The 13,461-nt window shown below is 66.9% G+C and carries 14 protein-coding genes and 1 other RNA gene; 3 read left to right on the top strand and 12 right to left on the bottom strand.

Annotated elements, in window-relative coordinates; genetic code table 11:
- Window positions 1-45: 45 nt before the first annotated feature.
- The 3 genes from mraZ to rsmI form a co-directional block, all read right to left on the bottom strand.
- Window positions 46-507, bottom strand: coding sequence for a division/cell wall cluster transcriptional repressor MraZ (gene mraZ, locus RM532_RS02720; protein WP_311651591.1), 462 nt, complete (start codon window positions 505-507; stop codon window positions 46-48).
- 476 nt (window positions 508-983) lie between these two features.
- Window positions 984-1,340, bottom strand: an RNA gene (gene rnpB / locus RM532_RS02715) — RNase P RNA component class A.
- 25 nt (window positions 1,341-1,365) lie between these two features.
- Complete coding sequence (gene rsmI / locus RM532_RS02710) at window positions 1,366-2,220, bottom strand: 16S rRNA (cytidine(1402)-2'-O)-methyltransferase (RefSeq protein WP_311651590.1); 855 nt, start codon at window positions 2,218-2,220, stop codon at window positions 1,366-1,368.
- Window positions 2,221-2,351: 131 nt separating this feature from the next.
- Here rsmI and RM532_RS02705 point away from each other — a divergent pair, with 131 nt between their 5' ends.
- From RM532_RS02705 to RM532_RS02695, 3 genes are read left to right on the top strand one after another with little or no spacing between them, the layout of a single operon-like run.
- Complete coding sequence (locus RM532_RS02705; protein WP_311651589.1) at window positions 2,352-4,268, top strand: penicillin-binding protein activator; 1,917 nt, start codon at window positions 2,352-2,354, stop codon at window positions 4,266-4,268.
- Window positions 4,269-4,275: 7 nt separating this feature from the next.
- Window positions 4,276-4,638, top strand: coding sequence for a YraN family protein (locus tag RM532_RS02700; protein WP_311651588.1), 363 nt, complete (start codon window positions 4,276-4,278; stop codon window positions 4,636-4,638).
- A 23-nt stretch (window positions 4,639-4,661) separates the two neighbouring features.
- The gene (locus tag RM532_RS02695; RefSeq protein WP_311651587.1) at window positions 4,662-5,252 is read left to right on the top strand and encodes a phosphoheptose isomerase; all 591 of its coding nucleotides are present in this window, start codon (window positions 4,662-4,664) and stop codon (window positions 5,250-5,252) included.
- 9 nt (window positions 5,253-5,261) lie between these two features.
- Here the strand turns inward: RM532_RS02695 and RM532_RS02690 are convergent, their stop codons facing one another.
- The 9 genes from RM532_RS02690 to murA all read right to left on the bottom strand — a co-directional run bounded on the left by RM532_RS02690 (window position 5,262) and on the right by murA (window position 13,426).
- A complete protein-coding gene (locus RM532_RS02690; protein ID WP_311651586.1) occupies window positions 5,262-5,678 on the bottom strand; it encodes a ClpXP protease specificity-enhancing factor in 417 nt (138 codons plus the stop codon).
- Window positions 5,679-5,703: 25 nt separating this feature from the next.
- Complete coding sequence (locus RM532_RS02685; protein WP_311651585.1) at window positions 5,704-6,333, bottom strand: glutathione S-transferase N-terminal domain-containing protein; 630 nt, start codon at window positions 6,331-6,333, stop codon at window positions 5,704-5,706.
- A 46-nt stretch (window positions 6,334-6,379) separates the two neighbouring features.
- Window positions 6,380-7,111, bottom strand: a complete 732-nt coding sequence (locus RM532_RS02680; protein ID WP_311651584.1) for a cytochrome c1 — start codon at window positions 7,109-7,111, stop codon at window positions 6,380-6,382.
- Entirely contained in the window at window positions 7,108-8,340 is a 1,233-nt protein-coding gene (locus tag RM532_RS02675; RefSeq protein WP_311651677.1) for a cytochrome b, read from the bottom strand. The genes RM532_RS02680 and RM532_RS02675 overlap by 4 nt, the downstream gene beginning before the upstream one ends.
- Window positions 8,337-8,933 carry a ubiquinol-cytochrome c reductase iron-sulfur subunit gene (gene petA, locus RM532_RS02670; protein ID WP_311651583.1) on the bottom strand — a complete coding sequence of 199 codons (597 nt, stop codon included), beginning with the start codon at window positions 8,931-8,933 and terminating at the stop codon, window positions 8,337-8,339. The genes RM532_RS02675 and petA overlap by 4 nt, the downstream gene beginning before the upstream one ends.
- Before the next feature lie 122 nt (window positions 8,934-9,055).
- On the bottom strand, window positions 9,056-10,141 hold the full coding sequence (gene hisC / locus RM532_RS02665; RefSeq protein WP_311651582.1) for a histidinol-phosphate transaminase: 1,086 nt from the start codon (window positions 10,139-10,141) through the stop codon (window positions 9,056-9,058).
- A 66-nt stretch (window positions 10,142-10,207) separates the two neighbouring features.
- Window positions 10,208-11,509 carry a histidinol dehydrogenase gene (gene hisD, locus RM532_RS02660; RefSeq protein WP_311651581.1) on the bottom strand — a complete coding sequence of 434 codons (1,302 nt, stop codon included), beginning with the start codon at window positions 11,507-11,509 and terminating at the stop codon, window positions 10,208-10,210.
- Window positions 11,493-12,146 (bottom strand): ATP phosphoribosyltransferase, encoded by a 654-nt coding sequence (hisG, locus tag RM532_RS02655; RefSeq protein ID WP_349255244.1) that lies wholly within the window; start codon window positions 12,144-12,146, stop codon window positions 11,493-11,495. Before hisG ends, hisD begins: the two co-directional genes overlap by 17 nt.
- Window positions 12,143-13,426, bottom strand: coding sequence for a UDP-N-acetylglucosamine 1-carboxyvinyltransferase (gene murA / locus RM532_RS02650; protein ID WP_311651580.1), 1,284 nt, complete (start codon window positions 13,424-13,426; stop codon window positions 12,143-12,145). The genes hisG and murA overlap by 4 nt, the downstream gene beginning before the upstream one ends.
- Between the last annotated feature and the right edge of the window lie 35 nt (window positions 13,427-13,461).

The following is a 13,461-nucleotide window of genomic DNA, read 5'->3' as shown; positions in this document are numbered from 1 at the left end:
CTCGCGCCATCTCCCTGTTCCCGACGGCATCGTGGCCGTACCCGGTCAAAGCGGTAGATCCTGTAGCGCATCGGGCAGCGCGCCCGCCGCCGCCTGCGCGGCCAGTTCGTCGCAACTGGCGTCGTTTCGCGCCTGCCAATCGTCTTCTGCCCAGAGTTCGAAAAGGTTGCCCACGCCCATCAGAACGGCGCGGGAGTCGATACCGGCAAACCCGCGCAGCGGGCTCGGCAGCAGCAGTCGTCCCTGCTTGTCCATTTCCAGGTCGCGCGCATTGCCCAGCAGGAACCGCTGGATGTCGCGCACCTTGGGATTGAGTCCACCGCGGCTGAGCAGCTCGCTTTCGAAGGCTTGGAACTGCGGCTGCGGATAGATCAGGAGACAGCGGTCCCAGTGCTGGGTAACCACAATCCGACCACCGCAAGCATCCCGAATCGGCTGACGGTAAGCCGATGGAATGGCGAAGCGTCCCTTCGCGTCGACGGTGACTGGACTGGAACCCCTGAACACGGTGCTGGCTCCCTGAAGCGGCGTTCCACTTCAAACCACTTTTTGCCCTTAAACGCCACTATAGGCACCTCCGAATTCTCATGTCAAGAAAAAGTGACACTCGCCCCAGGGTAAAAACATCGATGAAACAGGCGCTTAGCAAGCAAGCTTCGGAGCGGGGTGATGTGGTGCGAAAAACCGTCACATGGACAGCCGCTTAAGGCCGATTAATGACTGACGACATCAATCGCCACCGATGGCAGGTGCCGGCATGGTCCGGTGGCAACAGGCTTTTGCCAGCGGTTCTTCGGGAGACCCGGGCGGCAGATTCGCGCACCCGCGGCGCAATCCGCTCACGGCAGGCACGAACGCGGTTTGACGCGGAATAATTTCCAGGGTCGGAAGGACCGGTCACTTCCGGCGACCCTCCTTCGGCTTCCTCCCGGGGCGGGAGAAAGGACGGGGTGCGGCGCCGCTTGCGCGGCGCCGCGATTCGTCATGGGAGTCGGCCTGTAAGCCGGGTTCTGTCTGGGACAGTCATTCGTCTGGGACGGATGTCGCCATCCGCCTCTAGCGACCTACCCGGGAGCCGTACGGGCCGCACGATGCTCCCCTATTCGGTCTTGCTCCGGGTGGGGTTTACCCTGCCACGAACCGTTGCCGGCCGCGCGGTGCGCTCTTACCGCACCTTTTCACCCTTGCCTGATCCCGCTTGCGCGGGCCATCGGCGGTGTATTTTCTGTGGCACTTTCCGTAGGCTCGCGCCCCCCAGGCGTTACCTGGCACCCTGCCCTGCGGAGCCCGGACTTTCCTCCGCCGCCATTGCTGGCGGCCGCGACTGTCCGGCCGACTCCGCCACTATGGTAGCCGATCCTGCCGTCAGTCGGTGGCATCACGCAGCGTCAGCGCGAGTTCGTAGAGTTGATTGCGCGGCATCCCGGTCAGACGGGCCGTGCTGCGGGCCGCCCGGGCCACCGGCATCGACCGCAGCAGTTCGCGCAGGATGCGTTCCGGTGTCAGCCCCGCGGTCTCATTCGGCGGCGGTGCCTCGGACCCGCCGATCACCAGCACGAACTCGCCGCGCCGGCGCTGATCGTCTGCCTGCAGCCAGTCCACCAGTTCACCCGCCGGCAGGGTCACGGTCTGCTCATGCAGCTTGGTCAGTTCCCGGGCGAGCGTTACCGGCCTCTCGGCACCCAGTTCGGTGACGATATCGGCCACCGTGGCGGCCACCCGATGACTGGATTCGTAGCAGACCAGCGTGCGCGGCTCGCCAGCCAGTTCTCGGAGCCGGCGGCGCCGGGCGGTGGCCCGGGACGGCAGAAAGCCCTCGAACACGAAGCGGTCGGTGGGCAGGCCACTGACCGAAAGCGCAGCGATGGCCGCGCAGGGCCCCGGCAGGGTTTCCACCCGGTGGCCGGCATCGCGCACCGCCCGCACCAGCACGAAGCCGGGATCGCTGATCAGCGGCGTGCCCGCATCGCAGATCAGGGCGATACGCGCTCCCGCATCCAGGCGCTCCAATATCTGCGCCACCCGTTGTGACTCGTTGTGCTCGTGCAGGGAGAGCATGCGAACGTCGGCCGAGATCGAATCCAGCAGGCGGCGGCTGTGACGGGTATCCTCCGCCGCCACCAGGTCCGCGGTGCGCAGCACGTCGGCGGCCCGCGTCGACAGGTCCCCGAGGTTACCGATGGGGGTGGCGACGATGTAGAGACAGGCGGTCTGGGTCACGGGGCGGGCAGCCGGTGGCATGGATTCTTGCGGAAAACGCTACTATGGTAGCGCCCGGCATCGACCACTGCCCGATTGCGGGCTGCCCTGGCATCGATGTGACCCGCCGCCATCGCAGGAACAGGCCCCAGATGATTGCAATCCCGACTCCCCTCACGCGCTGGCTGCCGCTGGTAACGGCTGCATTCATCCTGGCCGGCTGCGCCGCCCTGCCGACTGGTGGTGATCGCGGCGGCCCGGTGGATCGCGCCGCCGCAGCCGCTTCCCGGGGCGAGCCGTCGCAGGCCTCGGTGCTTTACGAGCAGGCTGCACAGGCATCTAGCGAGCCACGGCGGAGCCCGCTTTACCTGCGGGCGGCCGAAGCGGCCGTGGCGGCAGGTGACGGCGAACGGGCGCAGCAGTTGCTGGATCAGGTTGACGCCAACAGCCTCGGCGCGGAGGACGAAGCCCGCCTGGTAACGGCAGAGCTGCGCGCCGAGGTGGCCGGTCTGCCCCCGGCACAGGCGCTGGAACACATCACCCCACCCTCCGCCGGGGCGTCGCCGCTGGTGGCCGCGCGCACCTGGTCGCTGCGGGCCGAGCTGCTGTTCGAAGCGGGACGAATCGTCGACGGCGTCCATGCCCTGGTTCAGCGCAGCGTCTGGCTGCTGGAACCACGTGCCGTTCGCAACAACGACGAGCGCATCTGGGATCGACTGCGGGCAGCGCAATCGCCGGAACAGGATCGTTCCGCCCTGGCCGGGGCCGACGCCATCACTCGCGGCTGGGTGGAACTAGCCGGCATCGCCGGTCAGGTCACGCCCGACCGGGAGGCCCTGACCCGCGACCTGCAGGCCTGGGAGCAGCGTCATCCCGGGCATCCGGCCACCCGCCACATCCTGCCCGAGCGCCTGGGCTACCAGCCGATGTCGCCGGACATGCCCGGCGACGGCGGCCGCGGCGCACGGGTGGTGGGCCTGGCACTGCCGCTGTCCGGCCAGTTCGAGGGCGCTGCGGGCGCGGTCCGGGACGGCTTTCTCGCGGGTTACTACGAGGAATCCACCCCGCGGGCGGACGTACGTGTCTACGACACTAACCGGCAGCGCGACATGGCCGCGGTGATCGATCAGGCCCGCTCGGACGGCGTGGGGATTCTGGTCGGCCCACTGGGCAAGGAACAGGTAACCGACCTGGCCGAGATGCCCCGCCTGCCCATGCCGGTGCTGGCACTGAATTACCGGGATGGCGCCGATCAGTTCCCCGGCTTCTATCAGTTTGGCCTCGCGCCCGAGGATGAAGCCCGGGCAGTCGCTGATCGCGCCGCGGCCGAGGGTTGGCGCCGCGCCATCGCGCTGGTGCCGGACGGCGACTGGGGCCAGCGGGTGCTGGGCGCATTCGAGGAGGCACTCTATTACGCTGGCGGGAATCTGGTCGATTACGCCACCTATGACACCTCGCAGAACGACCACGCCGAGCCGATCAAACGGGTACTCAAATACACCGGCGTGCGCGAAGGCCAGGCCCGTGAAGTGGCCACCGGCCCCGACGGTGAGCCGATTGAACGGGGCCGGCGCCAGGACGTGGACTTCGTGTTCCTGGCCGCCCAGCCCAGCCATGCCCGGCTGATCCGCACCCAGTTGCGCTTTTATCGCGCCTCGCGACTACCCGTGCTGGCCACGTCGCACGCCTTTACCGGTCAGGTCGATCCAGACCGTGACATCGATCTGAACGGCCTGATGTTCGCCGACATGCCCTGGGTGCTGTCGCGCAGGGATGTGCCTCGGTTGGCGCAGATCGCCGAACGCTGGCCGGACGATGCCGACCGCTATCCGCGGCTGTTCGCCATGGGGCTGGACGCCTGGCGCCTGGCGGCCCGTATCCGGGCCGGCGAGATGCGCGCGGGCGATCTGTTCGAGGGGGCAACCGGCGAGCTGTATCTGGAACCCGACGGGCAGATTCGCCGCCGCCTAGACTGGGGCAAATTCAGTCGTGGCAAACCCAAGCCGATCGAACCCGCACGGCCGAACGACGGTTTCATCCCGGTGAACGCCGGGCAGAACGGCACCTGATCCGGCGATGCCGGCGACCACCCGGCAAGCCCGCGGCGCGGCCGCTGAGTCGGCGGTGCTGGACCGCGCCCGGCGGCGGGGCTTGCGCTGTCTGACCCGCAACTTCCGTCGCCCCGGTGGGGAACTCGACCTCGTGCTGGACGACGGCGAAACCGTGATCGTGGTGGAAGTACGCCAGCGCAGCCGGTCGGATTACGGGCGGGCGGTGGAAACAGTCACCGCCCGCAAGCAGCAGCGTATCGTCCATGCGGCCCGCTGCCTGCTGCAGGCTCGCCCAGCGCTGGCGGATCGGCCGCTGCGCTTCGACGTGGTGGGCGTGGGCCCCGACGGCAGCCTCGAGTGGATCGAGGACGCCTTTCAACTGAACTGACGAGCGCAACTGGATTGACGATCATGAGCACGAACGACCGGATCACCCGATTCTTCGAGGACAGCATCGCCGCCAAGCGCGATACGCTGGCGCGGACCCTGCCGCAGATCAGCGCCGCCGGCACCATGTTGGCTCATCAGCTGGCCGCCGGGCACAAAATCCTGTCATGCGGTAACGGCGGGTCGTCGGGCGACGCCCAGCATTTCTCCTCCGAACTGATCAACCGCTTCGAGCGGGAACGGCGGGCCCTGCCAGCGGTGGCGCTGACCACGGAAAGCTCGACGCTGACCGCAATTGCCAACGATTACAGCTACGAGCGGGTATTCTCCCGGCAGGTCGAGGCTCTGGGCCAGCCCGGAGACGTGCTGCTGGCCATCAGCACCAGCGGCAATTCCCCCAACGTCGTGGCCGCCATCGACAGCGCCCATGCGCAGTCGATGCGGGTTCTCGCCCTGACCGGACGGGACGGCGGCGCGATGGCGGCCCGCCTGGGGGACCAGGACATGGAACTGCGCGCTGTGTCCGACGTAACCGCCCGCATCCAGGAAGTGCACCTGCTGTTCATCCACTGCCTGTGCGACGCCATCGACGAGGCGCTATTCGGAACGTCCTGAGCCCTGCGGCTACTTGACCACCTTGAGATGACTGCCGCGAGGTTTCCCGCCAGTGTCACCATCATCGTCACCGCCATTCTCGGGTGGCGGCGGTTCGGGCGGATCCTCAGCCTCGCCGAATAGCATGCCCTCCCCGTTCTCGCGGGCATAGAGCGCGAGTACTGCCCCGGGCGGCACATTCACCTGGAATGGCCGGCCGGAAAAGCGGGCTGAAAAGTGAATCCAGTCGTTGCCCACCTCGAGGTTACGCACCGCGGTGGGGCTGACATTGATGGTGATCCGGCTGTCCTCGGTGACGAACTCGCCCGGCACCTCGACCCCCGGGGCGTCGGCCGCCACCAGCAGGTGCGGGGTCAGGCCGTTGTCCAGCACCCAGTCGTAGATAGCCCGGATCAGATACGGACGGCGGGAGGTCACATCTGCCATCGTAACGCGTGTCGGCGGACGGCCGTCATCCCGACCGCATGGCGGCTTCCTGCTCGGTCAGGCTGGCCCGGAAGGCGGCCCGTCCGAACAGGCGGCGGGCGTAGTCGCCGAGCCGCTTGCCCTGCTTGGGCGGCAGTTCCACACCGTAATGGTCCAGCCGCCAGAGAATCGGCGCGAAGGTGCAGTCCACCAGCGAGAATTCCTCGCCCATGAAGGGACGGGCTGAGAAATCGGCCGCCAGGGTGGTGAGAATCTCGCGCAGTCGGGTACGGGCCTTGCGGACCTGCGCCGGGGTCCCATGCAGGTCGTCGATCAGGCCGTAAATATCCTGCTCCATGCGAAACATGGCCAGACGATAGCGGGCACGCATCACCGGATCCACCGGCATCAGCGGGGGATGGGGAAAGCGCTCGTCGAGGTATTCCATGATGATGCGCGGGTCGTACATCACCAGATCCCGGTCCACCAGGGTGGGCACGGTGTTGTAGGGATTCAGATCGATCAGGTCCTCGCTGGTCTCGCCCGGCCGGATCTCGACCGTGTCGAGACTGTCGATGCCCTTCTCCGCGATCACCATGCGGATGCGATGACTGTGCGGACAATCAGTGCCCGCAAACAGCGTCATCAGCGATCGACGGCTGGCCGCGCTCACCATGAGGCGACCGCCTCAATTTGCATTGACCATGCCTGGCGTCGCTGGATCAATGCACGTCACGCCAGAATTCACGCTTGAGCAACCATGCCAGAAGCGTAAAAACCGCCAGAAACAGGATGACCTTCACGCCCATGCCATAGCGCACCATCTTGGCCGGCTCGCCGGCATACACCAGGAAATTGGTGATGTCGGCAACCGCCTGCTCGTACTGGTCCTCGCTCATGCTGCCAGCCTGAACCAGTTCGAACTCCGGGGCGCCGCCGTGACCACCGTCCCCATCGTCATGTGCCGACTCGGCCTGATAGCCCTGCAGGGGGGCCAGCACGTGCGGCATTGCCGTGTTGGAGAACACCACGTTGTTGACGCCGGTCGGCCGGCTGTCATCGAGGTAGTAAGTGCGCAGGAAGCTGTACAACCAGTCCGCGCCACGGGACCGTGCCACCAGGGTCAGATCCGGCGGGGCCTTGCCGAACCACTTGGACGATTCGTCGGGCAGTCCCGTATGAATGCGTTCGTGGTTGGGCACGTTCGAAAAGATCAGGTTTTCCTGCACCATCTCCTCCGGGATTCCGAGGTCATCGGTCATCCGCTGATAGCGCAGGTACTGCAGCGAGTGACAGCCCGAACAATAGTTCATGAACAGGCTGGCCCCACGCTGCAGCGAGGCCTCGTTGCCCAGATCCGGGCTGAAATCGTAGGGAACCGCATAGCCCCCGGCCGCCCACACGCCCGGCGCCACCAGCGCTGCTGACAATATGAGTACCGCCCGCCGCATCATTTGGTCACCCTTTCCGGAACCGGCTTGGTCTTGTCGAACCTGCTGTAGATCGGCATCAGCAGGAAGAATGCGAAATAGATGATGGTGCCGATCAGCGCCGCCGGCCCACGCCAGTCGCCCGGCGGCTGGGTGCCCAAGTAACCGAGCAGCAGGAACGACGCCACGAACACCGCGAGGATGGCCTTGTACAGCCAGCCCTTGTAGCGAATCGACCGCACCGGGCTGCGATCCAGCCAGGGCAGGAAGAACAGGATGCCCACTGCGCCGAACATCAGGATCACGCCCCACAGCTTGGCGGGCACCCAGAGCATGTCGAAGGTGATCGCCCGCAGGATCGAGTAGAACGGCGTGAAGTACCACACCGGGGCAATATGATCCGGCGTGGCCAGCGGATCCGCTGGCGTGAAGTTGGGCGGTTCAAGGAACAGGCCGCCGAACGTGGGAACAAAGAAAATCACACCCGCGAACAGGATCAGGAACACCCCGACCCCGAACAGATCCTTGACCGTGTAGTACGGATGGAAGGGGATGCCGTCCTTCGGAATGCCGTTGGCATCCTTGTTCTTCTTGATATCCACGCCATCGGGATTGTTCGAACCCACGTGGTGCAGCGCCATGATGTGCGCCACGACGAGGCCCAGCAGCACGATCGGCAACGCCACCACATGCAGGGCGAAGAAGCGGTTGAGGGTGGCATCCCCCAGCACGAAGTCGCCCTTGACCCAGGTAACCAGCGTATCGCCGATCACCGGAATCGCCCCGAACAGGGAGATGATCACCTGCGCGCCCCAGTAGGACATGTTGCCCCAGGGCAGCACGTAGCCCATGAAGGCTTCGGCCATCAGCACCAGGAAGATCAGGCAGCCGAAGATCCAGATCAGTTCGCGCGGCTTCTGGTAAGACCCGTACAGCAGCGCCCGCATCATGTGCAGGTACACCACGATGAAGAAGAACGAGGCGCCGGTGGAGTGCATGTAGCGGATCAGCCAGCCCCACTCGACGTCGCGCATGATGTACTCCACCGACGCGAAGGCTTCCGCCGCCGACGGGGTATAGAACATCGTCAGCCAGATGCCGGTGAGCAACTGATTGACCAGTACCAGCATCGCCAGCGAGCCGAAGTAGTACCAGAAGTTGAAGTTCTTGGGCGCGTAGTACTCGGAGATGTGTTCGCGCCAGAGCTGCGACGCCGGGAAGCGCTCGTCAATCCAGGTCATCAGACTCATCAGGCCGCCTCCGTGTCGCTTTCCGGGTCTTCACCAACCACGATGACGTTGTCGTCGGCGTAGCGATGCGGCGGCACCGTCATGTTCAGCGGTGCCGGCACGCCTTTATACACGCGCCCGGCGATGTCGTAGGCCGAGCCGTGGCAAGCGCAAAAGAAACCCGGATAGTCGAGCTGACCCTGGGCGTTATCCGGCCGGTAGTCCGGCAGACAGCCCAGATGCGTGCAAAGCCCGACCATCACCAGATACTCCGGCTTAATCGAGCGCTCGGCGTTCTGGCAATAGGAAGGCTGCTGGGGCTTTTCGCTGTCGGGGTCGCGCAGTTCGCCCGACACCGGCTCCAGCGATGCCAGCATCTCGTCGGTGCGCCTGACGATCCAGACCGGCTTGCCGCGCCACACCACGGTCAGCCGCGCACCCGGTTCGAGCTCGCCGACGTTGACTTCCACCGGCGCTCCCGCCGCCCGTGCTCTCGCACTGGGCTGCCAGGAACTGATAAACGGAACGGCCACGAATGCCGCGCCCACACCACCAACGGCCGAGGTGGCAGTGGTCAAGAATCGGCGCTTGCCGACATCGACCCCCTCGTTACTCATGAGACCTGTCCTCTGACGATACGCTCAAGGGATGCGGCTGCTAGGCGGAATACCGCGCGCCGATGACGGCACGAAACGGTCGGGATCGCCCACTGCTGCGGTGGCTCAGTATAGCACAGCGGTCAGCCGCGATCGGTGGCAGCGACCACTTCCAGCGCCCGGATCAGGGCGTCGTTTTCGGCCGGCTTCCCCACCGTTGCCCGCAGACAATCGGCCACCTGCGGATGGCTGCCGTGAAGATTCTTGATCAGCACGCCCTGCTCGCGCAGCGCCGCGTGCCAGGCCGGCGCCCGCCCCGGCGGCACCCGCATCAGCAGAAAGTTGGCCTGACTGGGAAATACCTCGACGCCCGGCACCACCGCCAGCGCCGACGCCAGACGCGGCCGCTCCGAGCGGATTGCCTCGGCCTGCGCCTGGAAAGCGGGATAGTGCGCCAGCGCCAGGGCGGCGGCGGCCTGGCTCAGGGTGTTCACGTTGTAGGGCAGACGCAGGGGTTCCAGCGCCTCGACCCAGGCCGGGGCACCGGCCAGCAGCCCCAGCCGCAGCCCGGCCAGCCCGAGCTTGGACACCGTGCGCATGATCAGCAGCTGCGGGTAGTCGTCCAGCCAGTCCAGACAATGGTCGTCGGCGAACGGGAAATAGGCCTCGTCGATCACCATCGCGCCGGGCGCGGCCGCCACCACCCGCCGCAGGGCCACGGCATCGAAGGCGTTGCCGGTGGGGTTGTTGGGCTGGGCCACGATCACCAGTGCCGGCTGCTCCCGCTCGATCGCCGCGACCATGGCATCGGCATCGAGCTCGAAACCATCCGTCAGCGGCACCGGCACGCAGCGCAGCCCCACGGTGCGAGCGATCAGACCGAACATCGCGAAACCGGGCGCCGGCGTTACCAGACAGGCCCCGGGCGACGCCACCGCCAGCATCAGTATCTGCAGGATTTCGTCCGAGCCGTTGCCCAGCATCAGCGACGCCGAAGCCGGAATACCCATGGCCCGCCGCAGCGCCTGCTTGACCTCGCGCGCCGAGGCATCCGGATAGCGGTTGACCGGCAGGCCGCCGAGCGTCTCGCCCCAACGGTCCGTCAGCTCGGCCGGCAGGCCGAAGGGGTTCTCCATGGCGTCGAGCTTGATCAGCCCGTCCGCCTCGGCAATCTGATAGGCCTGCAGCCCGTGCAGCTCCGGGCGCAACCAGTCCTCGGGGCGGCTCATTGCGAGTCGCTAACGGGTGATCGGTAACGCGCGACCGGCAGGCAGCCGGCGTTGAGTACGCGGGCCTCAGGCATCACCGGTTCTGCCTCGCGCCTCGGCCGACTGGGCGTGGGCCTCCAGCCCCTCGCCGCGCGCCAGGATAGCAGCCACCGGGGCCAGCCGTGCCGCGCCGGCCGGCGAAGCCTGGATCACGGACAGCCGCTTCTGGAAGTCGTAAACCCCCAGTGGCGAGGAGAATCGGGCCGTACGACCCGTGGGCAGCACATGGTTGGGCCCAGCGCAGTAGTCGCCGAATGCTTCCGGCGAGTGGTGACCCATGAACACCGCACCAGCATGGCGGATATCGTCGATGATCACGTCCGGACGATCCAGCGCCAGTTCCAGATGCTCGGGCGCGATGCGATTGCTCAGGTCGACGGCCTCGTCGAGGTTGCGGGTGTGGATCAGCGCGCCATGCGCCGCCAGCGCCGCGCGGATGATCGCCGCCCGCGGCTGGTCGTCCAGCCGCCGCCCCACCGCGGCGGCCACCGCATCCAGGTAATCGGCATCCGGGCTGATCACGATCGCCCGGGCCTCCTCGTCATGCTCGGCCTGGGCGAATAGATCCAGCGCCGCCCATTCGGGATTGCCGCTGCCATCGGCGAGAATCAGCACCTCCGAGGGGCCGGCAATCATGTCGATGCCCACCTGCCCGAACACTTCCCGCTTGGCTGCGGCCACATAGGCATTGCCGGGGCCGACTATCTTGTCCACCGCCGGCACCGTCTCGGTACCGTAGGCCAGCGCCGCCACCGCCTGGGCACCACCGATGGTGAACATGCGATCCACCCCGGCCAGCGCCGCCGCGGCCAGCACCAGCGGATTAGTCTCACCCGCCCGCTGGGGCGACACCAGAATGATCTCGTCCACCCCCGCCACCTGGGCCGGAATCGCGTTCATCAGTACGGTCGAGGGATAGGCCGCCTTGCCGCCGGGGGCGTAGACGCCCACCCGTTCCAGCGGCCGCACCAGCTGGCCCAGGGTATTGCCGTCGTCGTCCTCGAACTGCCAGGCATCAATGCGCTGGCACTCGGCGTAGTCGCGCAGGCGATCGGCGGCGTGGCGCAGGGCGTCGCGCTCCCGCCCGGGGATGTCCAGTAGGGCCTGCGCCAGTTGCTCGCGGCCGATTTCCAGCCCCGCCACCGACTCGGCCTGCACGCCATCGAGCTCGCGGCTGTAGGCCAGCAGCGCGGCATCGCCCCGGGTGCGCACCGCCTGGATGATCTCGCTCACCCGCTCGGCGACCTTGGTCTCGCGTTCGTCCTCGCGCCGGATGAACGCGGCGAAGTCGGCGTCAAAACCGGGCTGCGAACTAGCCAGTCGCCGCATGACCACCTCCGGTGGCTGTCGCGAACGTGTCCAGAAGGCGCCGGATCGCCGCATGCTTCATCTTCATGGATGCCTTGTTCACTACCAGCCGGGAACTGATGGTGTCGATCTCGGTGAAGGCCTCGAGCCCGTTGGCGCGCAGGGTATTGCCGGTATCGACCAGGTCCACGATGACATCGGCCAGGCCCACGATCGGCGCCAACTCCATCGAGCCGTAAAGCTTGATGATCTCCACCTGTCGCCCCACCCGCGCGAAGTGCGCCCGGGCGGTCTCCACGTACTTGGTCGCCACCCGTAGCGGGCGCGAGGCCGGCCCGTCCAGCGCCCCGGGCAGACCGGCCACCATCATCCGGCAGCGGGCGATGCCCAGATCAAGAGGCTCGTAGAGGTCACGGCCGCCGTGCTCCACCAGCACATCCTTGCCGGCCACGCCCACGTCCGCGGCGCCGTAGGCGACGAAGGTGGGCACGTCCGAGGCCCGGATCACCAGCAGCCGCAGCCCGGGATCGTTGGTGGCAAACACCAGCTTGCGGCTGGACAGCGGATCCTCTTCGGGCGTCAAGCCGGCAGCCGAAAGCATCGGCAGCGTGTCCTCGAGAATGCGCCCCTTGGACAGCGCCAGGGTCAGGCCACTCACGAGACCGCCTCCATCGGCGCACGGTCCGGCAGCCGCTGAATGCGAGCGCCCAGCTGGGCCAGCTTCTCCTCGATGCATTCGTAACCGCGGTCGATGTGGTAGATGCGCCGGACCTCGGTGGCCCCATCCGCCACCAGTCCGGCCAGCACCAGCGAGGCCGAAGCCCGCAGGTCGGTGGCCATCACCGGGGCGCCGGTCAGCTCCGCCTGGCCGCGCACGATCACGGTGTTGCCTTCCTGGCGGATGTCCGCGCCCATGCGCTGGAGTTCCGACACGTGCATGAAACGGTTCTCGAACACGGTTTCGGTAATCGTGCCCACGCCCTCGGCCACCGCATTGAGGGTGCAGAACTGGGCCTGCATATCGGTCGGGAAGCCCGGATACGGCGATGTCCGCAGGTTCACCGACCGGGGGCGCCGGCCTTCCATGTCCACCGCCACCCAGTCAGGCCCCGTAGTAATACGGCCGCCGGCCTCTTCCAGTTTGAGGGTGACTGCCTCGACCAGGGCCGGATCGGTGTTGTTGACCCGCACCCGGCCGCGGGTGGCAGCGCCGGCCACCAGGAAGGTGCCGGTCTCGATGCGGTCCGGCAGTACCCGGTAGCGGGCGCCGTGCAGCGCGCGCACCCCCTCGATGGTGATCACCGACGAGCCGGCCCCGGACACGCGCGCGCCCATGGCGTTGAGGCAGTCGGCCAGATCCACCACCTCCGGCTCGCGGGCAGCGTTTTCCAGCACGGTGGTGCCCTCGGCGAGCGTGGCCGCCATCATCAGATTCTCGGTGCCGGTCACGGTCACCGTGTCCATGGCGATGCGGGCACCCCTGAGCCGGCCGGCCCGGGCGCGGATATACCCAGCTTCCACGGTGATTTCCGCCCCCATCGCGGTAAGCCCGCGCAGGTGGATGTCCACGGGTCGTGCGCCAATTGCGCAGCCACCCGGCAGGGACACTTCCGCTTCGCCGTGGCGGGCCAGCAGCGGACCGAGCACCAGGATCGAGGCGCGCATGGTCTTGACCAGTTCGTAGGGCGCCACCTTCGAAGTAATGGTGGACGCATCGGCCTCCACTACCATGTGATCGCCGATGGTCACGCTCACGCCCATCTGCGCCAGCAGCATGTTGGTGGTGGTCACATCCTCCAGATGCGGGACGTTTTCCACGATCAGCGGCTCGTCGATCAGCAGTGCCGCCGACATGATGGGCAGCGTGGCGTTCTTGGCCCCGGAGGCGCGAACCTCGCCCTCGAGCGGCCGCCCGCCCGCTATGCGCAGCAGATCCATCAGCTAAAAGCCCTCTGACTCATTCCCCGCGGCAC

The organism is Spectribacter hydrogenoxidans, from assembly GCF_031846275.1.
GTDB classification, from domain to species: Bacteria; Pseudomonadota; Gammaproteobacteria; order Nevskiales; family Salinisphaeraceae; genus Spectribacter; species Spectribacter hydrogenoxidans.
The sequence above is the reverse complement of the archived record's forward strand: the minus strand, read 5'-3'. Positions and strand labels throughout refer to the sequence as shown.